At 71.0% G+C, this 22,591-nt stretch carries 24 protein-coding genes; 5 read left to right on the top strand and 19 right to left on the bottom strand.

Annotated features, from left to right (window positions below):
• Nucleotides 1-19 precede the first annotated feature (19 nt).
• From fabG to AB0A95_RS19025, 17 genes are read right to left on the bottom strand one after another with little or no spacing between them, the layout of a single operon-like run.
• Nucleotides 20-766, bottom strand: a complete 747-nt coding sequence (gene fabG, locus AB0A95_RS19105) for a 3-oxoacyl-[acyl-carrier-protein] reductase (protein WP_357557058.1) — start codon at nucleotides 764-766, stop codon at nucleotides 20-22.
• Nucleotides 763-1,290 carry a beta-hydroxyacyl-ACP dehydratase gene (locus AB0A95_RS19100; protein ID WP_357557057.1) on the bottom strand — a complete coding sequence of 176 codons (528 nt, stop codon included), beginning with the start codon at nucleotides 1,288-1,290 and terminating at the stop codon, nucleotides 763-765. The genes fabG and AB0A95_RS19100 overlap by 4 nt, the downstream gene beginning before the upstream one ends.
• Nucleotides 1,287-1,664, bottom strand: a complete 378-nt coding sequence (locus tag AB0A95_RS19095; protein WP_357557056.1) for a hypothetical protein — start codon at nucleotides 1,662-1,664, stop codon at nucleotides 1,287-1,289. Before AB0A95_RS19095 ends, AB0A95_RS19100 begins: the two co-directional genes overlap by 4 nt.
• Nucleotides 1,665-1,696: 32 nt before the next feature.
• On the bottom strand, nucleotides 1,697-1,960 hold the full coding sequence (locus tag AB0A95_RS19090) for an acyl carrier protein (RefSeq protein WP_357557055.1): 264 nt from the start codon (nucleotides 1,958-1,960) through the stop codon (nucleotides 1,697-1,699).
• Nucleotides 1,957-3,135: a beta-ketoacyl synthase N-terminal-like domain-containing protein gene (locus tag AB0A95_RS19085; RefSeq protein ID WP_357557054.1), complete on the bottom strand. Its 1,179-nt coding sequence runs from the start codon at nucleotides 3,133-3,135 to the stop codon at nucleotides 1,957-1,959. The genes AB0A95_RS19090 and AB0A95_RS19085 overlap by 4 nt, the downstream gene beginning before the upstream one ends.
• Before the next feature lie 37 nt (nucleotides 3,136-3,172).
• Nucleotides 3,173-4,039 (bottom strand): SDR family oxidoreductase, encoded by an 867-nt coding sequence (locus AB0A95_RS19080; protein WP_357557053.1) that lies wholly within the window; start codon nucleotides 4,037-4,039, stop codon nucleotides 3,173-3,175.
• Between the two features lies 1 nt (nucleotide 4,040).
• Nucleotides 4,041-5,042: a beta-ketoacyl synthase N-terminal-like domain-containing protein gene (locus tag AB0A95_RS19075; protein ID WP_357557052.1), complete on the bottom strand. Its 1,002-nt coding sequence runs from the start codon at nucleotides 5,040-5,042 to the stop codon at nucleotides 4,041-4,043.
• A complete protein-coding gene (locus AB0A95_RS19070) occupies nucleotides 5,039-6,217 on the bottom strand; it encodes a beta-ketoacyl synthase N-terminal-like domain-containing protein (protein WP_357557051.1) in 1,179 nt (392 codons plus the stop codon). Before AB0A95_RS19070 ends, AB0A95_RS19075 begins: the two co-directional genes overlap by 4 nt.
• Nucleotides 6,214-7,185 carry a thioesterase family protein gene (locus AB0A95_RS19065; protein WP_357557050.1) on the bottom strand — a complete coding sequence of 324 codons (972 nt, stop codon included), beginning with the start codon at nucleotides 7,183-7,185 and terminating at the stop codon, nucleotides 6,214-6,216. The genes AB0A95_RS19070 and AB0A95_RS19065 overlap by 4 nt, the downstream gene beginning before the upstream one ends.
• The gene (locus AB0A95_RS19060) at nucleotides 7,182-8,051 is read right to left on the bottom strand and encodes an alpha/beta hydrolase (protein ID WP_357557049.1); all 870 of its coding nucleotides are present in this window, start codon (nucleotides 8,049-8,051) and stop codon (nucleotides 7,182-7,184) included. The genes AB0A95_RS19065 and AB0A95_RS19060 overlap by 4 nt, the downstream gene beginning before the upstream one ends.
• Nucleotides 8,048-9,067, bottom strand: a complete 1,020-nt coding sequence (locus AB0A95_RS19055) for a beta-ketoacyl synthase N-terminal-like domain-containing protein (protein WP_357557048.1) — start codon at nucleotides 9,065-9,067, stop codon at nucleotides 8,048-8,050. Before AB0A95_RS19055 ends, AB0A95_RS19060 begins: the two co-directional genes overlap by 4 nt.
• The gene (locus AB0A95_RS19050) at nucleotides 9,068-10,210 is read right to left on the bottom strand and encodes a beta-ketoacyl-[acyl-carrier-protein] synthase family protein (protein ID WP_357557047.1); all 1,143 of its coding nucleotides are present in this window, start codon (nucleotides 10,208-10,210) and stop codon (nucleotides 9,068-9,070) included.
• A gap of 16 nt (nucleotides 10,211-10,226) precedes the next feature.
• Nucleotides 10,227-11,480, bottom strand: a complete 1,254-nt coding sequence (locus AB0A95_RS19045) for a beta-ketoacyl-[acyl-carrier-protein] synthase family protein (protein ID WP_357557046.1) — start codon at nucleotides 11,478-11,480, stop codon at nucleotides 10,227-10,229.
• A gap of 33 nt (nucleotides 11,481-11,513) precedes the next feature.
• Nucleotides 11,514-11,783, bottom strand: coding sequence for an acyl carrier protein (locus AB0A95_RS19040; protein ID WP_357557045.1), 270 nt, complete (start codon nucleotides 11,781-11,783; stop codon nucleotides 11,514-11,516).
• Nucleotides 11,780-12,757, bottom strand: coding sequence for an LLM class F420-dependent oxidoreductase (locus AB0A95_RS19035; RefSeq protein ID WP_357557044.1), 978 nt, complete (start codon nucleotides 12,755-12,757; stop codon nucleotides 11,780-11,782). Before AB0A95_RS19035 ends, AB0A95_RS19040 begins: the two co-directional genes overlap by 4 nt.
• Nucleotides 12,757-13,593 (bottom strand): hypothetical protein, encoded by an 837-nt coding sequence (locus AB0A95_RS19030; protein WP_357557043.1) that lies wholly within the window; start codon nucleotides 13,591-13,593, stop codon nucleotides 12,757-12,759. The genes AB0A95_RS19035 and AB0A95_RS19030 overlap by 1 nt, the downstream gene beginning before the upstream one ends.
• A 31-nt stretch (nucleotides 13,594-13,624) precedes the next feature.
• Nucleotides 13,625-14,056 carry an SCP2 sterol-binding domain-containing protein gene (locus AB0A95_RS19025; protein WP_357557042.1) on the bottom strand — a complete coding sequence of 144 codons (432 nt, stop codon included), beginning with the start codon at nucleotides 14,054-14,056 and terminating at the stop codon, nucleotides 13,625-13,627.
• Between the two features lie 289 nt (nucleotides 14,057-14,345).
• Here AB0A95_RS19025 and AB0A95_RS19020 point away from each other — a divergent pair, with 289 nt between their 5' ends.
• Nucleotides 14,346-15,590 (top strand): NAD(P)/FAD-dependent oxidoreductase, encoded by a 1,245-nt coding sequence (locus tag AB0A95_RS19020; RefSeq protein ID WP_357557041.1) that lies wholly within the window; start codon nucleotides 14,346-14,348, stop codon nucleotides 15,588-15,590.
• A gap of 28 nt (nucleotides 15,591-15,618) precedes the next feature.
• Complete coding sequence (locus tag AB0A95_RS19015) at nucleotides 15,619-16,863, top strand: cytochrome P450 (protein ID WP_357557040.1); 1,245 nt, start codon at nucleotides 15,619-15,621, stop codon at nucleotides 16,861-16,863.
• A 305-nt stretch (nucleotides 16,864-17,168) separates the two neighbouring features.
• Here AB0A95_RS19015 and AB0A95_RS19010 read toward each other — a convergent pair whose 3' ends face one another.
• The gene (locus AB0A95_RS19010) at nucleotides 17,169-18,389 is read right to left on the bottom strand and encodes an NAD(P)/FAD-dependent oxidoreductase (protein ID WP_357557039.1); all 1,221 of its coding nucleotides are present in this window, start codon (nucleotides 18,387-18,389) and stop codon (nucleotides 17,169-17,171) included.
• Nucleotides 18,390-18,440: 51 nt separating this feature from the next.
• A complete protein-coding gene (locus tag AB0A95_RS19005) occupies nucleotides 18,441-19,529 on the bottom strand; it encodes a hypothetical protein (protein ID WP_357557038.1) in 1,089 nt (362 codons plus the stop codon).
• Nucleotides 19,530-19,653: 124 nt separating this feature from the next.
• Here AB0A95_RS19005 and AB0A95_RS19000 point away from each other — a divergent pair, with 124 nt between their 5' ends.
• The 3 genes from AB0A95_RS19000 (at nucleotide 19,654) to AB0A95_RS18990 (ending at nucleotide 22,567) form a co-directional block, all read left to right on the top strand.
• Nucleotides 19,654-20,895 carry a cytochrome P450 gene (locus tag AB0A95_RS19000; protein WP_357557037.1) on the top strand — a complete coding sequence of 414 codons (1,242 nt, stop codon included), beginning with the start codon at nucleotides 19,654-19,656 and terminating at the stop codon, nucleotides 20,893-20,895.
• Between the two features lie 155 nt (nucleotides 20,896-21,050).
• Entirely contained in the window at nucleotides 21,051-21,707 is a 657-nt protein-coding gene (locus tag AB0A95_RS18995; protein WP_357557036.1) for a class I SAM-dependent methyltransferase, read from the top strand.
• A 77-nt stretch (nucleotides 21,708-21,784) separates the two neighbouring features.
• Nucleotides 21,785-22,567: a methyltransferase domain-containing protein gene (locus tag AB0A95_RS18990; RefSeq protein WP_357557035.1), complete on the top strand. Its 783-nt coding sequence runs from the start codon at nucleotides 21,785-21,787 to the stop codon at nucleotides 22,565-22,567.
• The last annotated feature ends 24 nt before the right edge of the window (nucleotides 22,568-22,591 follow it).

The following is a 22,591-nucleotide window of genomic DNA, read 5'->3' as shown; positions in this document are numbered from 1 at the left end:
GGGTGATGGTCCGGCCCGGTCAGACGGTGATCCCGCCGTCCACCTGAAACACCTGGCCGGTGATGTAGCGGGCCTGGTCGGAGACGAGGAAGGAGACGAGGTCGGCGACGTCGTCCGGCTGACCGAAACGGCCGAGCGGGATCTGTCGCCGCATCTCCGTACGCACCTTCTCCGGCAGGTCCGTGGTCATGTCGGTCTCGATGAACCCGGGTGCCACCACGTTCGCCCGGATGCCGTACCTTCCCACCTCCTTGGCGACTGACCTGGTGAAGCCGATGATCCCCGCCTTGGCGGCGGCGTAGTTCGCCTGCGTGGCGTTGCCGTAGACACCGGCGACCGAAGACAGCGTGACGATTCGTCCGCTGCGCCGCTTCATCATCGAGAAAATGGCCGCCCGGCAGACGTGGTAGGTGCCGTCGAGGTTGACCTGGCGGACATCTCGCCACTCCTCGTCGGACATCATGACCAGCGGGCGGTCCCGGACGATGCCGGCGGAGGTGACGACCGCCGTCAGGGGGCCCAACGTGTCCTCCGCGGTCGCCACGAACCGGCGTACCGCCTCGCCGTCGGCCACGTCGACCTGCGCCCCGAAAACCTTCGCTCCGCTCGCCTCGACGGCCTTGGTCAGTTCCTCGGTGGTCTCGCGGCGTTGCCGGTAGCAGAAGGCGACGTCGAAGCCGTCGGCCGCGAGTCGGCGGCACACCGCCCGCCCGATGCCCCGCGAGCCTCCACTGACCAGCGCGACAGGTCGTTGCGACGTGGTCATGTCAGCGCCCTCCCCTCGACAGCTGTCGAGGCCGCGACCGCATCTGTCAGATCGGTCACCGGCCGCAGTGCCACGACGAAGTGGCCGATCTCCATCACCGTCGCGCCATCCACAAAGGACTCGCCGGCCAGGATCGCCGTGTCGCCCACCGCCCGGACGATCCGCACCCGGTGCTCCAGCACGCTGCCCGGCAGCACGGGACGCAGGAACCGCACCCGCTCGATGGCGCCGGCCAGGTCGATCCGCCCGGCCCGCACGTCCGAGGTGGGGTGTTCCCAGGCGGCCAGCAGCACTGCCGCCTGTCCCCAGGACTCGACAAGCAGAGCCGCCGGATACTCCAGCTCGCTGGCGGACTGGTCCGGGCCGAGGTTGCCGTAGCAGGGCTCGTTGGCGCTCACCGCCTTGCGTGCCGTGAGGCTGTGTCCCACGACCACCTCGGTCACCTGGTCGACCAGCAGGACCGGGAACCGGTGCGGAATGACCCGCGTCACCTCGGTGGCCTCCGCCACCACGCCTGCCGTCATTCGTCCACCTCGTAGCGCAACCGGATCTCCGCGACCGGCCCACCCGGACCCCGCACCACCGCGTGGCAGTTCAGTCCGTTCTCGTCCCGGGAGAGGGTCAGGTCGTAGTCCAACCGGTCCCCCGGCCACACCGGAGACCGGAACCGACACCTGTGGATGTGCGACAGCCGAGCACCGTCCGCGCGGGGGACGGCTGCGGTGATCACCCGTTGGAGCACGTCGATCAGGCACACGCCCGGCAGGATCGGCAGCCCGGGAAAGTGCCCGGCCAGCACCGGCAGGTCGGTCGGGACCTCGACGCTGAAGGAGAGGCCGTCGTCGGTTCCCCGAACCTCGGTGGGAGTCAGTCCCAGGCGACTCGGGGACAGCGGCACGCTCGTCAGCTCTGGTGTCCGAAGCCCGGCGGTCACGGCTGCCCGCCGAGCTTCTCGGTCAGCAGTCGACAGGTCTTGTTCAGGCTTGTCACCTCGACGAGTTCGTGCTCCTGCATCCGGACGCCGTACTTCTTCTCCAGCCGTACGGTGATCTCCAGCGCCATCAGCGAGTCGACCCCCAGGTCGTCGACGAAGTTCGCCTCGTCGGTGATCTCCTCGGTGTCGATGTCGAGGATCTCCGCCAGGGTCTCCCGCAGATCCTCCTTGTCGACCAGACCTGTGCTGTTCTCCGTCATCTCTGGTTCTCCCTTCCTCCGGTCGGCGCCCCGGCATCCGTCGGTGGCTGTCCGACCCTTTCCCGATGGCCACGCAGTCTCATCAGCAGGCAGCCGGTGATGCCCTCGCGGTCGACGGACGTGACAAGCGCCAACCGATCGCCAGGTGAGCCCGGGGCGTCCGCCACCAACGCCACAGCGATCTGGACGTTCGCCGACACCGAGGCGGTGTCTCCGAGCAGGTTCCGGTGCCGCAGTCGGGGGGCTCTGTCGCCACCGAGGGCATCGTCGAGCGCCCACTGCTCGGCCTCGCCAAGCGAGCCGCCCGCCGCGCCGGGCACCACGAGGTCGATCTCCTCGGCGCGGATCCCGGCTCGGCCCAGAGCGCGGCTGACGCACCGCGCCAACGCGGAGCGGGCCGACTCCGGGTCCGTGAACGCGCCGAACTCCGTGGCCAGCAGATCCGCCACCGGCTCCCGGCCCCGTGCGACGGCGGAACTCTCCCACTCGGCGAGGAAGACCACCGCGCCCTCCCCGAGCGGCGCCGGCTCGACGCCGTCGGCGCGGGCATGCCACTCCAACCAGGCACGCTGTTCGGAGAACTCCTCGACCGCACCGCACACGACGACGGCACAGTGACCCCCGCGCTGCAGGCGCATCGCGTAGCTGAGGGCCAGCAGGCCGGTGACCGCGCCACCGGCCACAGTCGTGTTCGGGCCCTTGAGCCCGTGCCAGATCGCGCACTGTCCCGCCGCGCGGTTCATCACCGTGTTCGGGAAGCGGGCCGGATCGACGTGGTACGGCTTCGCCCCGGTCAGCGAGTCACGGGTGAAGCTCATCATGCTCTGCACGCTGCCCGAGGTCGTGCCGAGCACAAGTCCGACATCGGAGTGGGTGCTCGCCAGCCGGTCGATGGGGTGTTTGGCGAGGAGCAGTCCGACGGTCGCCACGGCGATGCCGGTGGCCCGGTCCATCGACCGGATGCCCTTGCTGCCCAGCAACCCGGGCAGGTCCAGGTCCGCGATCGGGGCGCCCTGCCGGTACGGCGTCCGCCAGACGTCCGGATCCAGCTCGGCCACCGCTGTCCGACCGGATCTGATTCCGGCCGCGAGACTGTCCGCGCCGACACCCCACGGTGACAGAGCCGCCCAGTCGGTCAGCACGAGACGGTCACCCGTCCGCGCCTGCCTGCTCATGATCGTCCCCTCTCGCCGGGTGGGAGTGTCCCGCCGGTCATCGGACCGCCGCCGCGGCTGACGGCCGGTCGGCCGGGGCCGAGTCGGTGCCCAGCTCCCACGCGTCGCCCGCGGCCAACAACTCGCCGCCGTCCACCCCGATCGTGTTTCCGGTCAGCCAGGACGAGTCCGTTCCGGACAGCAGGACCACGGCCTCGGCCACGTCCTCCGGTTCGGTCAGCCGGCCGTGCGGGTTGCCGCTTCCGGCACGGGCCACGAACTCGGCGTGTTCGGGGATCCGCCGCAGTGACGGCGTCACCGTGACACCGGCGCGCAGCGCGTTGACCGCGACACCGTGCGGTGCCAGCTCACAGGCGAGTTGCCGAACGTGGGACTCGAGCGCGGCCTTCGCCGCCGAGACGGCGCCGTAACTCGGTAACGCCTGCACCACACCGGCGCTGGTCATCGCGTAGATCTTCGCGCCCCGCCGCAGCAGCCGCGCCGCCATGAGGTCCTGCACCCAGTAGACGAGGCTGTGCGCCATGACGTCGACAGTCATCTCCAGTTGCCGCTGGACGAGGGTCGTCCCGTGACCGGCCCGTGGCAGGTACGGCACGAGAGAGCCGAAGGCCAGCGAGTGCAGGAGGACGTGCGGGCCCGCGCCGTCGGTCAGCTCGGCGACCAGCGGCACCAACTCGGCCCGGGTCCGGGCGCTCGCGGCGTTCATGTTCCAGAACCGTGCCTGGACCCCGTACCCCTCGATCTCCTTGGACAGCTCCGCGACGGACTCCGCGGCCGGACCGTGGTCGAAGTGGACGCCGATGATGTTGCTGCCGGCCCGGGCGAGCGCCAGGGCGGTGGCCCGTCCCATGCCGCTCGACGCGCCGAGAATCATGGACCAGGTATCGCGCAACGGAATCAACATGTCACTCCCTCAGCTCGTGAAAGGCACCCGGACCCGGCCGGACGTAGGCGGCGGCGAGGTTCCCTCCCTCGTCGGCGGTCAGCAGCAGCGACCCGGCGTCGCGGTCACCGCGCGACCTGTCGCACAGTTCCCGCGCCAACCGCAGCATCGGCGCGACGCACCCGACGCCGGATCGCTGCACACTGCTGACGCTGTCTCGCCCCACCGCCGCCACGACCGCCTCGGCCACTGCCGACTCGTCGGTGACGAGGTGCACGGCCAGGTCCGGTCGTTCGGATCCGGTGACCGCCCGGACCAGGGAGGTGATCGTCCGGCCGGCCTGTCGCGCCCCGACCGGCTCCTGGACCAGGCCCGGCGGCACGAAGGCGGTCCGCACCCGGCAGCCACCGAGGGTGCCGGGTGGCGCGGCCGCGCCGGCGGCGACCTGTTGCAGGACGAGCACCACGGCGCCCTGATCGCTCTGGTCCGCCCGGGGCGCGTCCTCGGACAGCCGCTCCTCGGTGGCGGCGGCGAGCACCACGTCGGCCCGTCCGACAGTCAGTGCCCGACCGCCGATCTCCACCCCCTCCAGACCGGCGACGAGCGGTGAGGTGAGGGTCAGGCTGAACCCCTTGAGATCGTGCTCCGCGCAGAGCCGGCTGGCGAGGACGTTCACCGCGAAGAACGGCGCCGTCGCCGGGCTGAGGTGGTCCGCGTCCTGCTCGACCAGGGTCTGGTCCATCCCGGCGAGAAGCGCGGCGGCGCCGTTGTTGGAACCCACCGCGACGGCCCGCCGGGCGGCGGGCACGTCCGCGAACCCCGCCTCGGGTACGGCCCGTCGCGCCGCGGCGAGCAGGTACTGCGCGGCCGGTGGCAGGTAGCGGTAGCCGCGACGCCCGAGCCGGGAACTCGCGTCGAACCAGGAACCCGGGGCCGGATCGTCAGACCGGGCGGTCAGCGGATCGTCACCTCCCGGGGTGACCACGCCGACACCGGTGACGGCGACCCAGCCGGCGGACTTCATGCCGCGTCCCCGGACTCGATCAGGAAGGAGGTGTTGTTCCCACCGAACGCGTACGCGTTGACAAGCAGGCGTCGGGCGGCCAGCGGCGACGGGACGTGCGGCAGGAAGACCTTGCACTCCGGGTCCTGGCTGTCGAGCGGGACGTTCGGCGGAACGGTGCCGTGCCGCAGGATCAGCGTCGCGGCGACCGCGGCCAGGGCGGCGGCGGCGCCACCGGTGTGCCCGATCAGCGCCTTGAGGCTGTACAGCGGCACGTCCAGCACCGCCGCCCCGAGCACCTGGCGCAGCGCCTGGCTCTCCACCACGTCGTTGAGCTTGGTCCCGGTGCCGTGCGGGATGACGCACCCGAGTCGTCCGCCAGTCATGCCGGCGTCGTCGGGCGCGTCCTCGCCCAACGCCTGCCGCATCGCGCGCACGATCTGTTCGGCACTCGGCTCCGGTGCGGTCGGGTGGTACGCGTCGCAGCTCCACCCGGACCGGCCGAGCCTCGCCAGCGGCACGGCACCGCGGGCGACGGCGTGCTCGGCCGACTCCAGTACCAGCATGGCCGCGCCCTCGCCGAACACGGTGCCCTGACGGTGTCGGTCGAACGGCCGGCACCGAACCGAGTCCGCCGCCCGCATCCGATCGAAACACCCGACCGCCACCCGGGAGTAGGCGTCGGCGCCACCGGCCAACACGAGATCGGCCTCGCCGACCCGGATCATGTCCGCGGCAATGCCCAGTGCGTAGCCACTGGCGGCGCAGGCGTTGCTGACGCTGGTGTTGACGCCGGTGGCCCGCAGCCGGTCGCCCAGTTCTGTCGCCACCGAGAAGGTCGGCTCCGGGCCCGGCGTGCCGCCGGCGGCGCGTCGCTGCTCCTCCCGGCCGGTCTCCCCCATGCAGGTGCCGACGACGACGTTGAGTGGCGTAGGTGGGTGGGTGCCGGCGGGCAGGCCGGCGGCGTCCAGGGCCTCCGTCGCCGCGGCGACGGCGAGCCGGGACGCCGCGCCGGGAGCCTCGGGCAGCGGATCGGGCGGCGCGAGGTACATGTACGGGTGCTGACCCGGGGCGTACGGGTCGGGGAGCCGGTCCGGCAGGCGAACCGGGGCCTGGCACATCGCCTGCCACAGCGCGGCGGTGCCGACACCGTGGCACGTGACGGCGCCGACGCCAGTGATGACGACGTCTCTCATCCCCGTGGCTCCCCGGCCATACCGCCCCGGCCGCGCACCGCACCGGCCCCGGCGGGTGGCGCCGACAACGCGCTGAGCATCCGCTCGTCGAACTCGACCAGACGCCAGTCCCGTCGGTTCTCGATCAGGGCGTACCCGTGGGTGATCCGGCCCACCGCCACGTGTCGCCGCCCGTCCTGGTCCTGGACGTACCAGTCCAGCCGCGCGTCGTACGTGAGCCCCTTGAAGACGTTCTCGACAGTGAAGACCAACTCGAGGTCCTGCTCCATCCGAACCTCGTCGAGAATGGTGATGCGCGAGCGGGGCACGACGGGAATCCAGTCCTGCTCGTCCAGCAGCGTCCGGATGGAGATGCCGCGCTGCTCGAGGAAGAGGTCCACGGCCTCCTCCATCAGCCGCAGGTAGCCCGACATCTGTAGCCGCTCGGTGAAGTGGCAGTAGAAGTACGGGATCCGCCAGCTCCAGTGGAACTCGTTGCCGCCCGGCGCGGCCGAGGAGGCACGCTCCGCTCGGCGGATCGCCGTCGTGGTGACCGGCCGCAGCTCCGGCGGCACGTCCGGGGCGTTGTCGCTGTCCTGCCGGAGAACGACCCGGACCCGTGCGGTGGCCGCCCGGATCGGCTGGTCGCCGTCAACGAGCAGGACGACGGAGAAGACCAGTTCTCCGCCGACCGGGTCGAGTGGGGTCACCTCCGCCACCGCCACGTCGTCGACGTGGAACGCGTGCAGGATGCGGGTGTCCAGGTCGACGAGGTCCACGCCGAGGCCATACCGCTCGTACAACCCGCCGGGCGCGAGACCACCAGCCCGCAGGTGCTCCAGCACCGCCTCCTCGACCAGGTAGTTGACGTGCTTGAAGCCGATCCAGGTGCAGATGTTGGCTCCCTCGTAGCGGGGCCGCAGCCGCGTCCGCGTCCCCTCCCGCAGTACGGCGTCGAGGGTCGGTCCGGCGATGTGCGTGGTGGTCACAGCAGCTCCAGGGGTACGTCGACGATGGGCAACGGGGACGGCGGCGCGTTCACCGCGAGGAAGTCCTGGACGACGGAGGTGAACCAGGACGGGTGTTCCGCCATGGCGAAGTGGCCGCTGGCGGCGACGCGGGCGAGCCGTCCCGCCGGCAGTGCCTCGGCGAGCGCCTCGACGTCCGCGATGGGTACGGCGAGGTCCCTGCGGCCGCCGACCACCAGGACCGGGACCAGCACCCTGGTCAGGTCCAGGAACGGGGTACGCAGGTACGCGTCGAAGAACCGCATCCACCCGTACGGCCCGACCCGCTCGCGGAGCCGCAGCGCCATTCGCTCGACCACCTCAGGCGCCAGCGGATGGGCGGCGGACACCCGGATCCCCTCGGCGAGGATGCGGTGGAAGTCGTTGAGGTAGTAGCTGATGTCCGACCAGTCGAAACGCTCCGCCGTGGCCCGGTAGAACGGCGAGACCAGGATGACCGCCTGGAGCCGATCCGGTACGCGTCGGCTGAGCAGCTCCAGCACCGCGTTCGCGGCGAAGGAGTGGGCGACGATGGCGTCCGCGCCCCGTGGAACCGCGGCCAGTGCCCCTTCGACCGCCTCCGTGGTGGGGCCACCGGCGGCCTGCCAGTGGGGGTCTCCGCCGGAGGCCCAGGGCAGCTCCGCCCCCCACAGTTCGATCTCGGCGGGCACCCGCTGGGCGAAGGGCCGCCAGATCGACGGGCTGCCGGCGAGGCCGTTGAGCAGCAGCAACCGTTGGCACGAGAGGCCACGTGCGGGCCGCAACCGGTGCACCCGCACCGGGTGGTGGGCCGTGGTCACCGGCGCCGGAGCTGGCGCCGGATCGCGGGACCATCGCGCGGCGGTCACCGGGAGGCTCCGGTGGTCAGTAGCAGGGCGGACGTGGCGTCGTCGAGACGAGGGTGGGTGGTGGCGGGGGCACCGATGCCGGCGGTGGCCAGCACCGATCCCGATCCCCCGTCGGCCAGCCAGGCGCTGCCGGCCGCGCACTGTAGGACGCCGAGGGCGCCGGAGCTGTGCCCGAGCACTGTGGTGAGGTCCAGTTCCGCCGCGGTCCGCGCCGCGGCCGGCAGTCCGGCCCGGTCGAGCGGGAAACCGGCGGGCCGCTGCGGTGGACACCACAGTCCCACCCGCGCGTCCGGCTGGCACACCGCGCGGGTCGCCTCGTCGTGGGTGCCGGCACGGGCGTACCTGTCGACGGTGGCGAGTACGGGGACCTGCCGGGCGGCGGCAACCCGGGCAGCCTCCAGGACCAGCCCCACCGCGCCGTCGAAGAGCGTGATCGGTCCGGGTGGGTCCGCGGGGGTGTCCCCGCGGTCCGGCGCGGCGAGTCGGCGTACCGGCTCGGTCACCGGCTCGACGCCGACCACCAGCATCCGTTCGGCGCGGCCGGAGCGGATGATCGTCCGGGCCCAGTGGACCGCGTCGAGGCCGGAGGTGGGGCCGTTGCAGAGGGTCAGGTTCACCCCGCGTAGTCCGAAGGAGATCGCGAGCCAGGACGCGATCACGTTGCTGGCCGTGTTGGGCAGCAGCATCGGGCTGGTGGCGAGGTACGTCTCGTCGGCGATGGTGCGTACGGTGTCGCACACCGTGTCCACGTTCCCCAGGTTGGAGCTGACCACGACGCCGGTGCCGAGGTGCGGTGGTGTGGCCCGGTCGGTCGGCAGCCCGGCGTCGCGGAGCGCGGCCGCACCGGCGACGAGCCCGAGTCGGGTCGCGCGGTCCTTGTAGCGGTGTCCGCGACCGGTGATGCGGTCAGTCGGATCGTCGTCGCCACGCACCGGTCCGGGGCCGAGGAGGTCGCCGACGTCGCGGACGCCGGCGATGGCGGTCCCGATGCCTGTCACCACCACTGAGTCAGGCATCTACATCACCTTCTCGATGATCGCGACGGCGTTCAGTCCGCCGAATCCGAACGAGTGGACCTGGGCGGTGCGTACCGGCGCGCGTAGTTCGCGGTCGGCCACCAGGCCGAATCCGGCCACCTCCTCGATCGGTCGGACCAGGCCGACGACCGGCGGTATCCGGCCCTCCCGCATCGCGCGGACGGCGACGACGAGGCTGTGCAGGCCGGAGGCGCCGGCGGTGTGCCCGGTCATCGACTTGATCGCGGTCATCCGACAGGACCGGACGTCGTCGGCGAAGACCGACCGCAGCGCTTCCGCCTCAGCCTCGTCGTTGCGGGGGGTGCCGGTGCCGTGGAGCATGACCAGGTCGATCTCGGCGGGCTTGGTGCCGGCGCGGCGGTGCGCGTCGGCGATGACCGACGCGATGCTGTCCGGGTCCGGGGCGGACGGGTGGTAGGCGTCGCAGTTCAATCCGACGCCGCGGACCCTGGCGTGGGACTTGCCGCCAGCCGGGCCGTCGGCCTCGCGGCGCAGCACGATCGCCACCGCGCCGTCGCCCTGCAACATGCCCCGACGGTCCCGGTCGAAGGGTCGCACCGCGTCCGGAGGGAGCGGGTAGACCCGGTCGAGCATTCCGTAGGTGCTCTCGGTGATGGTGTCCACCCCGGCGACCACCACGGAGTCGGCCTCACCCAGTTCGAGCAGGTCGGTCGCCAGCCCCAGCGCGTAGAGGGACGCCGAGCAGGCGTTGGCGACAGTGTAGGTGCGGGTCGCGCCGAAGCGGCGGCGCAGCGCGGTGCCGAAGTGCAGGTCCCGCAGGTCGAAGGGGACGCTGTCCCGCCAGCTCAGCTCGACCGAGCGCAGCTCCCGCAGGGTGGTGCCGATCAACACCGGCACGTCGGTCAGGTCGCCGTCGTGACCGGCGTCGGTCAGTGCCTGCTCTACCGCCTGTTCCAGCCATCGGGTCGCCCGTAGTGTCAGGTCCTCCCCTGACGGCGGCCGGTCGTCGATCTCGTACGCGTGTTGGGCCCGGAAGCGGGTGGGATCGAATCCCCGCAGTGGGCCGACCCCGCTGCGTCCGGCGCACAGCGCGTCGAAGATCGCCGTGACGTCGTCGCCGACCGCCGCGACCGCACCCATTCCCGTGATCAGCGCGCTCACCGGCGACCTCCCGCGTTCACGCCGCGACTCCGGCGTCCGGTCGGCAACGGCCGAGGATGAGCACCGCGTTGTTACCGCCGAAGGCGAGCGCGTTGTTCTGCACCACCCGCAACTCCGCTTCGCGGGCCTGGTTCGGCACGCAGTCCAGGCCGCACTCCGGATCTGTCTCGACATGGTTCACGGTCGGTGGAATGAAGCTCTCGGAGATGGCCAGTGCGCAGGCGGCGGCGGCAAGGGCACTCGCCGCCCCCATGGTGTGGCCGATCATCGCCTTGATCGAGATGGTGGGCGGGGGGCGGTCACCGAAGACCCGCCGGATGGCGGCGGCCTCTGTGACATCGTTGGCTCGGGTGCCGGTGCCGTGCGCGGAGATGAAGTCGATCTCCTCGGGTTTGACCCCGGCGTTGTGCTGCGCCAGTTCCATGCACCGGGCGATGCTGTCCCGGTCCGGCGCGACCGGGTGGTGGGCGTCGCAGTTCAGGCCGTAGCCGAGCACCTCCGCGTAGATGCGGGCGCCCCGCGCCCGCGCCGACTCCAAGCTCTCCAGCAGGAGGATGCAGGCGCCCTCCCCGGTGAGGATGCCCCGCCGGTTGCGGTCGAACGGCTGACACGCCTGCGGGGCGATGGTGCCCAGGCGGTAGAAACCGGTGAAGGTCTTGCGGCAGAGGGCGTCCGCGCCACCCACCAGCGCGACGTCCGCGTCACCGAGGCGAATAGCGTCGTAGCCGTGCCCCACCGCGTAGTTGCCGGCAGCGCACGCGGTGGGGATGGTGACGGTCTCCACGTCGCGCAGCTCCAGCTCCCGAACGATGCTCGTGGAGAGGCGCACCGCGGGCACCCGGGCGGCGACGACGGGGTCCAGCTGCGCGTAGCCCTCCCGCACCTCGGTCTCGGTGAGGCGGTCCAGGTCATGGGACTCCCCGTCGGTGGTCCCCACCGAGACGAGCGCACGCCGGTCCCGGAGCACGTCGAGCGGCAGTCCGGAGTCCTCGACCGCCATCCGTGCCGCGGCGACCGAGAACTGGCTGGCGCGGCCCAGACTGCCGACCGGCGTGTGCCGCAGCCATCGACTGGCATCGAAGTTGTCGATCTGGCAGCCGTTGGCGTACGCGAAACCATCGGTGTCGAAGGCCGTGATCGGCTTCGCGCCGGTCCGGCCACCGCGCAGGCCGGTCAGGAAGTCGGCCGCACCGATTCCGATGCTGCTGACGACCCCCAGCCCGGTCACCACCACCCGGGTGGATCCGCTGCGATCTTCAGGGTTTTCCATGGCCTCCCCGTCCATTCGGGCCCGGCAGCCGGATCAGCGGCCGGCTTCGGCCTCGGCGACGACCGCCCGCACGCCGTTGAGGTTGACCATCCGGCTCAGCTCGGCCTGGTCGATGGTGATGTCGAACTCGCGTTCCAGCGCCGCCAATATCTCGATGGCACGCAGCGAGTCGGCCCCGTGGTCCTCCTTGAACAGGCTGGTGTCGGTGACGTCAGCGGGTTCCATCTCGAGAACGTCGCAGACGATCTCCTTGATCTGCTGATCCCGACGGCTGTCCCCGACGAGTTCCGGTGAAGTGCTCACATTTCCTCCCTGGATCGTGACCGGGCCGACGTGTCGCTTCCCGGCTGAACAGTGGTGACCTCTTCGCGCAGCCACTCCATGGTTTTGATCATTTCTGCCGGTCGCATGGAGAGATCCAGGACCAGAAGCGAGACACCGGCGTCGCGGTAGGCGTCGAACTGGGCGGCGACCTCGTCCGCAGACCCGGTGATGCTGACCCGGTCGGACATGAAGTCCATGACCGGGAACGGGGGCACCAGGCCCCGGCGGACCGTCACCATGATCTCCGCCGGGTCCCGGCCGGCCTCGTGGCTCAGCCGCGCCAGCGTCTCGCGGCCGGCGCGGATCTCCTCCGGGTACAGCTCGTGGGCGAGCCAACCCTCGCCGAGCCGGGCGACGCGGCGCAGCGCGTGCTCGGTGTTTCCGCCGACGAAGACGGGCGGGCCGGTCTCGCTGTGCGGGCGGGCGGCGAGCCACATGTCGTCGAAGTCGACGAACCGTCCGTGGAAGGAGACGGGCCGCTTGCCGCGCCACAGCGTCCGCATCACCTCGATGTACTCGTCGGTGCGGGCCCCCCGTTGGGAACGGGGCACGCCGACGATGGCGAACTCCTCCTCCATCCAGCCCAACCCGGCGCCCAGGATGATCCGGCCGAGCGAGAGCTGGTCGAGGGTGGCCAGCTCGGAGGCGAGGATGACCGGGTTGCGGTAGGGCAGGGCGAGCACGTGGGTGCCCACCTTGATCCGCTCGGTCACCCCGGCCACCAAGCCCATCAGCGTGAGGGGCTCCAACCAGGCGACTCCCCAGTTGTACGCGTCGGCCGTCTTCGCCCGCGGATACAGGCAGCTACCGTCACGCTCTTTGGGAAGCGCCACATGGCTGCTGATCCAGAGCGAGTGGAAGCCGAGTTCGTCGGCCGCCTCGGCGACGTCGATCAGGTATCGACGACGTCCCGGAGGTCCGACCGTCGGCAACGACAGACCCAGCTGCATCATCACTCCTCAAGGGTCGGGTGGGACGACACCAGCGCCGGCCGGGGCCGGCGTAGTCCGTGGGCGACCACGGGCCGCAGTGCGGCGGCGACGTCGAAGGGTCCGGGGACCACCAGGTCGGCCCAACGCTCGACGTCCGGGCCGCGGGGCGCGACCGCGACGACCGTTGCCCCGGCCCGCCGGGCGGCGGCGCCGAGCTCCGCGCCACCGGTGGCGACCACGACACCAGCGGCCGTCGCGGACCGGGCGACCGCCAGTCTGACCAGGGCCTCCCACCGGCAGTCGTCCGAGCCGTACGCCCGGCCGCCCGGCAGGTGCCGGTCCAGGCCGGTGGCACGTAGCTTGCGCAGTGCGTTGGTTCGCACCGCAGCGGCCACCGCCCCCTGCCGCAGCCCCGGACAGTGCCGCGAGACCAGCTCGACGGCCTCGCGTCCAGCACCCGGTGGCCCGTCGATGTCGGTCGGACGTAGTCCCCGCCGGGCCAGGACGAGGGCGAGGGCCACCAGCAGCTTGGGCAGAATGGTCGCTCGGTGGGCGTTGCGCCCCGATCTGTCGAGCAGGTCAACTGCCACAACCGGGTCGGTACGCCGGTCCGGGCGGTACGGCAGCACCGGCGCCGGCCGCCCCAGCAGCCCGGCCAGTGCCGCACGGTGCAGTTCGCGGTCCAGCTCGGGTGTGGGCACGAGGGTGGCGAGGTCCCACAACAGCAACGGTGTCGGAAGAGCAGGCGGCGACGCCGGACGAACGCCGCCGGCCAGCAGCCCGACCGGCGTGTCGGCGAAGCGCACCTTGGGCGGTGCCGCCAACGCCAACCGCCCGCCCTCCGGCCAGGAAGCCATCACCCCTCCTCCTGCTCACCGCCGTCACCGCTCAGGACGGACGCTCGAACCAGTGCTCGAATTTCGCCGCGTAGAGCGTGTTGCCGGAGAGCTTGACCTTGCCGCGTAGGAACGCCTGCATGCCGTTGATCCGTCCGGTCACCAGCCGCAGGAACGTGGGCAGCTCCACAGTGGTGGTGAGTTGCGGAGAGTCGACCCGTCCCCGACCCGACTCGCAGATGCCGTCGTGGATCCGGACGAAGTACTCGTGCGGACCATCCGGCGTCTTGATGACGTACTGGAAGTCGGCCTGCTGGCCCTTCGCCCGGTCGGCCCGGAACACATCGGGCATGTTGCCGAAGACCTCGTCGAGCAGCCCACCCACACCGCCCTCGTGCTCCTGGGCGAAGGCGAAGACGTCCGACTCCGACCGGGAACCGGCCGCCTGTCTGATCCGCTCGAACCTCGTCGTGTCGATAGCCATCGAAGAGGAGCTCCTCCCGCTCGGTGCCGGTTCCGGCTCGGGGTCGGCGACCCCTGGTTACCAAAGACCACCACCACCGGCGGCCGGGGCACAGCGCCGAGAGGGCAGTGCTTCCGCGCCCCCCGTGCCGGACGGTCCGGGACACCGAAGAGGGGGGCCGATCGGCCCCTCTCTTCGGGCGTTCACGCCCGTGCGTCGTCGCTGGTTGGCTGCCACTGGTCAGCACACACGCGGAGGCACGCCCGGTGGACGGCACCGGGCGGCCGGGACGCGCCGGAGCGGAGGCACGATGTACGACGTCATCGTCATCGGGGGACGCTGCGCCGGCTCCCCACTCGCGATGCTGCTTGCCCAACGCGGGCACCGGGTGCTCGTGCTGGACCGGTCCCACTTTCCCAGCGACCGACTGTCGACCCACTACATCCAGCCCAGCGGGCTGGCCCGGCTACAGCGCTGGGGCCTGCTCGAACAGCTCAGCGCGAGCGGCTGTCCGCCGATCCGGGAGGCCCGCTGGTGGTTCGGTGAGACGCTGGTCAGCGGCTTCGCGCCAGCGGTCGACGGCATCGACATGGCGTACGCCCCCCGGCGCATCGTGCTCGACGCCCTGCTGGTCAGGGCGGCACGGGAGCGGGGCGTCGAGGTGCGGGAGGGGTTCACGGTACGGGAGCTGCTCTTCGACGGCGACCAGGTCTGCGGTGTCCGCGGCCGGTCCGCGGGAGGGTCGGACGAGACGATCAGGGCCAGCGTGGTCGTGGGCGCGGACGGCCGGCACTCGATGGTGGCCCGCGCGGTGGGCGCGGAGAGCTACGACGAGCGGCCCGCCTACACGGTCGTCTACTACACCTACTGGCACGGGCTGTCCGCGCACCGACGCAACCGCAACGAGGTGTTCATCCAGGAGGACACCCAGATCGGGGTGATACCCACCCACGACGACGCCTACCTGATCCAGGCGGCCCGGCCGCACTCGTTCGCTGCGACCTACCGCGAGGACATCGAGGGGCACTACCGCCGTGCGATCCGGGCGGCGGCTCCTGCCCTGGACCGGGAGTTGGACGGCGCCACCCGGGTGTCGCGGTTCCTGGGCACGGCGGCGCTACAGAACTACTACCGCCGCCCGTACGGGCCCGGTTGGGCGTTGCTCGGTGACGCCGGTTTCCACAAGGACCCGCTGACCGGCCAGGGCATCAGCGACGCGTGGCGGGACGCCGAGGCGCTCAGCGCGGCACTGCACGCGACGCTGACCGGCGCCGAAGGGTGGGACCAGGCGATGTCGGATTACGAGCGCCGGCGCAACGCCGAGTCGGCGATGATGTACGACTTCACCTGCGAGGCGGCCAGTTTCGAGTTCGACCCGATGACCCGGCATCTCGTCCAGGTCCTCGCCACGTCGCCGGAGCACGCGAACCGCTTCTTCGGCGTCATCGCCGGAACCGTGGCGCCGGAGGACTTCTTCTCGCCCGACAGTCTGCTGGACATGCTCGGGCGGCTGCCCGAGGACACTTTCGCCGACGAGGGCGACCTGGTCGGTTAAGCCGCACCCGCCAACCAGGGAGACCACAGTGAGCGCCACCCCGACGTCGCAGCTGACCCCGCCCGTCCTGGACGATTTCGACCCTTACAACGCGGCCTTCCGCGCGGACCCGTACCCGGAGTACGAACGCATTCGCGCGTTGGGCGGCCCGGTCTACTGGGAGTACCTCGACTCGTATCTGGTGGCCTCCCACGCGGACGCCAGCGCCGTCCTTGCCGAGCCCGGCCTGCGGGTGCAACCGCCGCCCGAGGTGTCCGAGATGCTGCTCTCCATGGTGCCGGCCGAACTGCACCCGATGCAGCAGACCCTGCTGTTTCAGGACCCGCCGGATCACACCCGGCTACGGAACCTGACTCGGCGGGCGTTCTCGTCGTCGGCGATCGCCGGGGTGCTCGCCGAGGCGCGTCACACCGCCCGGGCGATCCTCGACCGGGCGGTGCGGTCGGGTCGGTTGGAGGTGGTCGACGACCTCGCCTTCCCGGTCTCCCTCCAGGTGATCGGCGACCTGCTCGGGGTGGCACGCGCGGACTTGCCGCTGCTCAAGGAGTGGGGGCAGGCGCTCTCCCCCGCGGCGGACATCCCGGCCGCCGCCGGTTCGCTGGAGCGTGCCCTGGAAGGCTTCCAGGCGTTCGACGACTACTTCGGCCGGCTGGCCGAGCGTCGCCGCCGGGAGCCGGGAGAGGACCTCTTCTCCGCCCTGGTGCAGGCCGAGGGTGAGGGGGTGATCTCCCGAGACGAGCTGCACGCCAACGCGATCCTGACGTTCATCTCCGGCCACGAGACGCTTGTCGCCTTCGCCGCCAGCGCGTTTCTCTGCTTCCTGCGTCGTCCGGACCAGCTCACGCTGCTTCGTCAGCGGCCCGAGCTGGCCCCCAACGCGGTGGACGAGGTGCTCCGGTTCGAGAGCCCGCTCCAGTTGGCGACGGCTGGCGGTGGCCGCTGGACCCGGCAGGACCTGCACGTGGGCGACCACGTCATCCCGGCCGGACAACGGGTGCTCGTCCTGCTGGGCGCGGCGAACCGCGACCCCGCCGTCTACCCCGAGCCGGACCGGTTCGACATCGCCCGGCCCGCCTATCGTCACCTGGCTCTCGGCCACGGGCTGCACTTCTGTGTGGGGGCCGTGCTCGCCCGGCAGCAGGGCAGCATGATCCTGGAGGAGCTGGCCGCCACGCGGGCCGAACTCGACGCGGTGCCGGCCGAGCTGGACTGGATGCCGCTGTTCATGCAACGCCGGCTGGCGGCTCTGCCGCTGCGCGTCGACCCGCGTTAGGACCTGTTTCGTAGGGGCGGTCGAGCCGAGGCGGAGTCCGGGCGGTGATCCGACAAGGCGCGGTTTCGTCCGGATACCGGTGTCGTATCCGGATGAAACCGCAACGCCGCCGGTCGTCGTCCGGGCCCGCCGCAGGCCGGCCAGTCCTTGCGAAACAGGCCCTGGCTGCACCCCACGGCGGGCAGGCCGGTCGTCCTGGTGACGACCGGCCTACGGCGGTGTGGGGTCGGTGCGACGAGCAGGTGTCGGAAACGCGCTCTCCCCCGCCCGCAGCGTGGCGGGCGGGGGATCAGGTCGTCCGACGATCAGTCCGTCTGGCCGCTGCCCGCACGGGCCCGCGCGGCCTCGGTGCGGTCGATCAGGTCTTCGGTGAAGAACTCCTGCCAGGTGTACATCCCGGCGATCAGTCCGAAGAACCTGTCGACCTGTTCCTGGTCGCCATCGATCACCCGCAGCACATCGAGCAACTCGGGCATGGGCTCCAGTCGAGCCGCCTGGAGATTGAAGTAGTACTCGGGCATGGCGTCCTCGTCGCGCCGGACGCCGTACCGGTTGAGGGCGGCGTCGAGTGGACCGCCCTCGGACAGGGCCGGGATCAGTTGCTCGGCGAGCAGGTCGGCGTGGCGGACCGCGTCGCTGATGCCGAACGCCCCCACGGGATCCTTGTGGAATCCGGCGTCACCGACGAGCGCCCAGCCCGGGCCCGTGGCCTGCCGGAAGAAGTTCGGCAGCCGGCCCGTCCCGACGAACCGTTCCTCGCGGCGACCCTCGCGCAGCCGCTCGGCCAGGGAGGGAGCGGCCACCTCAAGGGCCTTCCAGTAGTTGCCCTCGACGTCCTTGCGCACGTCGTCGAATTCCTCACGCGGCCACTGGATACCGACCATGACCAGGTCGTCGTTTGTGGGCACGACCCCCACCGCGCGGCGCTGGTTGACGTACACCTCGTAGTCGGCCGGCGTGCCGCTCCAGTAGGTGTAGTACAGACAGCAGAGGGTGGGCACCTCCTCGTACATCGGTGCCTGGACGCCGCGCGCGACGGCCGAGTCGATGCCGTCGGCCCCGATCACCACGCGGGCGCGCTCGGTGAAGGGGGTGCCCCGGTCGCTGCTACCGGTGACGCCGACGACACGCCCGTCCTCCCAGAGCAGCCCGTTGACGTTGACCCCTTCGCGCACCTCGGCGCCCGCCGCGCCGGCGGCCCGGACCAGCATCGTGTCGAGCACGTACCGGCGAGGTCCGTATGCGGCGCGGATTCCGTCGACGGCTGGTGCGCAGCCGGTCACCGAGACGCCGGACAGGGTCCAGCGGGCCACCTCCAGCGGAGGGCAGCCACTCTGCCGCAGCTCGTCGAGGAGACCCCAGCGGGCCAGCCGGGCGATGGTGGGCTGGTGGACGTAGTGCGTGGACATGGTGTCGCTCGGAAAGGTGGCGCGATCGAGCAGCAGCACGCGGTGGCCGGCCCGGGCGAGGAGCATGGCCGTGGTGGATCCGGCGCAACGGGCGCCGACCACGATCGCGTCGTACATGGATGGTCCTCCTGCCGAAGAGCGGGGATGGGTCGCGTCGGATGTCCGGTCTCAGCGCAGGACGGCAGAGACCGGCCGGCGCGGACTTGCCGCCGCCGGCCTCGTGGGATATCCGATGCGGAAGGTGACGAGCGCCTGGACAGACGGGTCACCGACCAGGTCGGCGAGGATCTGCCCGAACTGCGGGGGCGCCCCGGTGTGCCGCTCACGGTCGGCCCTGACGGTGAGCATGTTGAGGTGTCCGACGGCCAACCCTCGTGTGGTAGCGAAGAGGTGGATGCGTTGCAGCAGCCGCCCACCGGTGATCCGGTCGACGACGTCACCGGCGTCGGGCACTGTGACGATGGCGAACGCAGCCGCCGTGGGCACGTGCACCTTCTTTGTCTGACGCAGCCAGAAGCGATCGGCAGTCCGGCGTGAGGGCGCGGGCAGCCACCCACCGATGCGAGCAAGGAGCGGATGCATGCCCTGCGTCGCGGTGGTCATCCCGTCGGCGTGACGTCGCACCTCCTCGTCACTGCCGCGGAACCAGGCGTGTCCGGCGCGGGACTGTTCCTCGTCCTGGATGATCGCCTCGGTCGCGGCCACCAGGGCGCTGCCAATACGACGCCGCTGTTGGGTGGTGCTGAACCAGCGGATCCCGGCCCGGGGCAGGTCGACCGCGCCCAGGCTACCGATCTCGGCGAGCAGGTCGTCGGACAGCGCCGTTTTCCGAAACGGTCCCCGGTCGGTGTGCCGGGCGGGTATCGCCAGGTACAGCTCGGAGACGTCCGGCGTTCCCGGGCGCAGCAGCATGGTCGCGACGTGCTCGGGTCGGCTCGGGTCAGGGCAGAGGTGGATCTCGGGCGACCAGCCGCTGGCCCTCGCCGCCAACGACATGTTCTCCAGTGCGCAACCGAGACCGACGTTCAGCTCGCGGTCGAGCGGGTCGAGCGCGCCCTGGCGTCGGGTGAGGTCGGCGAAGAGGTCTATCCGGTCGGAGGCCACCTGGAAGGACCAGGGTTGGACGTTGCGCGCGTTTGCCGCGAGGATCGCCGCCGCGACCAGCACGGCCGGTCCCTGCTCGTCGCGCCAGGTCTGCCATGGCCTGAACGCGGAGCCCTGTTCAGGCTGCGCTGGGTTGAGCGCCGTGAGATCCATGGGACCAACAGTGGAGCGTCGGGCCGGTCACCGGCAGCGCCCTTCGGGCCGCGAACGTGGGGTACCCGATCGGTCAGCGCGGGTGACCCTGTCCAGAAGTACGCGAATCTCCAAGAGTGGAGGAATGACTGACACGGTAACCGACGACACGGATGCGCCGGAACTGCACCTGATGAACTTCTTCGATCCCCGGTCCCGGCCCGACCCCTATCCATTGCTGCGCCAGATCCGCGAGGCGTCCCCGTTCCCGGCGATGAACGGCAATCTGATGGTGCTCGCCCGGCACCGCGACGTCGAGCGGGTGCTGCGGCACCCGGCGGCCAGCGCCGACCGGAGCCGGTCGAAGATTCTCAGCAGTCAGGCGGTGGAGTCCCGGCGAGAGGTCATGACCTTCCTGGACCCGCCCGATCACACCCGCCTGCGGGGGCTGGTCTCCAAAGCGTTCACGCCGCGGATGGTCACGAACCTGGAACCACGGGTACGCGCCGTGGTGGACGACCTGGTCGCCGATGTCGCGGCACACGGATCGCCGGTCGACGTGCCGAGCGTCTTCGCGTATCCGGTTCCGGTGAAGGTGATCTGCGAGCTGCTCGGGGTACCGCCCGAGGACCACCGGATCTTCGGCCAGTGGTCGACGGTGTTGGGCCGGGCACTGGATCCCCTGATGGCGGCGAACCGGGACGAGGACGTGGACCGGGAGGACGTGGAGACACGCGCCGCGTTCTACCAGTACTTCCGCGATCTCATCGCCAAGGGCGAATGGTCGGAGGAACACCTGCTGCCCCGACTCGTGCAGGCCGAGGCCGCGGGTGACCGGTTGACCGAGACGGAGCTGCTCGCCACCCTGGCCCTGCTGGTGATGGCCGGTCACGAGACGACCGCCAATCTCATCTCGCACGCGATCCTGACCCTGCTGCGCCATCCGGAGCAGCTCGCGATGCTGCGCGAGGACGTGAGCCTCATCCCGGGCGCGGTGGACGAGATCCTGCGGTACGAGCCGTCGGTGCAGATGTTGCACCGGATGGCCGGCGCCGAAATGACGTTCGACGACTTCACGGTGCCCGAGGGGATGGACCTGCTGCTGCTCACGGCCGCCGCGAACCGCGACCCGGAGGTGTTCGACGACCCGGAGCGCTTCGACATCACCCGCGGTGGTGAGAACCGACTCAACCACCTCTCCTTCTCGGCGGGTCCGCACTTCTGCCTGGGCGCGAACCTCGGCCGGCTGGAAGCCGAGTTGGCGATCGAGGCCTTCGTGACGAGGGTCGTGGATCCCCGGCTTGTCGAAGAGTCGCTGGAGTACCGGCCGCACGTCATCCTGCGCGGGCCGGAAGTTATGCGGGTGTCGTTCTCGGCCATCCGCTGAGCCATCGGCTGCCGGGCCAGTCGCACGGCGCGCCGGTGCGGGCCGTGTCCGGGGCGGCTCGCCGCGAGTCGCCCTTTACTTAATGTTGGCCTGAACTGCAAGACTGTCCGCAGTCGGCCTATCTCACCAGGCCCGCAGTCGAGTCGAGGTGTTCCATGGCAATGCTGCGTGACTTCGTCCACCGATCGGCGCGGCTGTTCGCCGGTCGCCAGCGGGGCGCGACCGATCCCAGTGGAATGGGGATGACCGCCGAAACCTACGACCGCCTGAGCGGCCGGATGTTGGCCGGCCTCTACGATCGGGTGGCCCGCGACGTGTGCGCGGTGGCTGCCGGGCCCGTCCTCGACGTCGGGACCGGGCCTGCGCGACTGCTGCGGACGGTGGCCTCTCGGCGGTCCGACCTGCGCCTCACCGGCGTGGACGTCTCCCCGCAGATGGTCGCCGTCGCCCGCCGGCGGGTCACCGAGGCCGGCCTGACCGACCGGGTCACCGTCGACGTCGCCGATGCCACAGCCCTGCCCTATCCGGACGGATCCTTCGCGGTGGTGGTCTCGACCCTGAGCATGCACCACTGGCCGGTCCCCGTCGCCGCCGTCAGCGAGCTGCGGCGGGTGCTGCGGCCCGGCGGGCGCCTGCTCATCTACGACTTCCGGTCTGCGCAGTTGGAACAGGCTGCGCGGCTCGTGAGCGCGGACGCGGCCACCTCGCGGGTCACGCTCAACTCGGTGGCCCTGAGCCGGTGGTTTCCCGTGCCACTCTTCGCCCGGCTGAACGCCGAGACCCATCCCGACAGCGCCGCGTCAGATCACTAGGTGACCTGTCGGCTACCCCTGCCGACCCGGTTATCCGCGTCTGGCTCCCACCCCTCACCGAAAGTTGAATGTCGGCCATGACTGATCACAGTGAATTCGGACCGGAGTCCTACGGCGAGCGCCTCGCGGGGATCTACGACGACTGGGTGGTGCAGTTGCAGGACGACACCGAACAGACCGTCACCTTCCTCGCCGACCTGGCGAAGCAGACGGCCGCCGACGCCGAAACCGGGGACCTGCTCGAACTCGGCGTGGGCACCGGCCGGGTGGCTCTCCCGCTCGCCGCCAGGGGCCTGTCCGTCACCGGCGTCGATGCCTCGGTGCAGATGCTCGACCTGCTGGCGGCCAAGCCCGGCGGCCAGCAGGTCCAGCGCGTGCTGGGGGACTTCACCGACATGCGCATCGACAGGCGGTTCGGTGTCGTCTACATCGTCTTCAACACCCTGCTGAGCCTGCCCACCCAGGAGGACCAGGTTCGCTGTCTTCGCAACGCCGCCGAGCATCTGGTCAACGGCGGTGTCCTGGTGGTGCAGGCGTTCGTCCCCGACGTGGCACGGTTCGAGGCCGGTCGCAGCAGCGGTCAAGCGATGGAGGTCGCCCGGAAGGAGAGCACCAGTCTGCTGCTGAGCGTCAGCAACCACGACCCGGTGACGCAGCGCATGTGGCCGCGGTACGGGCTCAAGGGCGAGGACGGCGTCCAGGAGTACCCGCTTCAGTTCCGCTACGTCTGGCCCAGCGAGCTGGACCTCATGGCGAGGTTGGCCGGTCTGCGGCCGGAAGGCCGGTGGGGCGGCTGGGAGGGGCAGGAGTTCACCGGGGAGTCGCCCTGGCACGTGTCGGTCTACCGCCGGGTCAACTGACCCAGCCGACCAGCAGGAGGCGCA

Origin of the sequence: Micromonospora sp. NPDC049230 (genome assembly GCF_040647875.1) — a bacterium.
GTDB lineage: Bacteria > Actinomycetota > Actinomycetes > Mycobacteriales > Micromonosporaceae > Micromonospora.
Note: the sequence above shows the minus strand (reverse complement) of the source record. Positions and strands in the feature narration are given on the sequence as shown.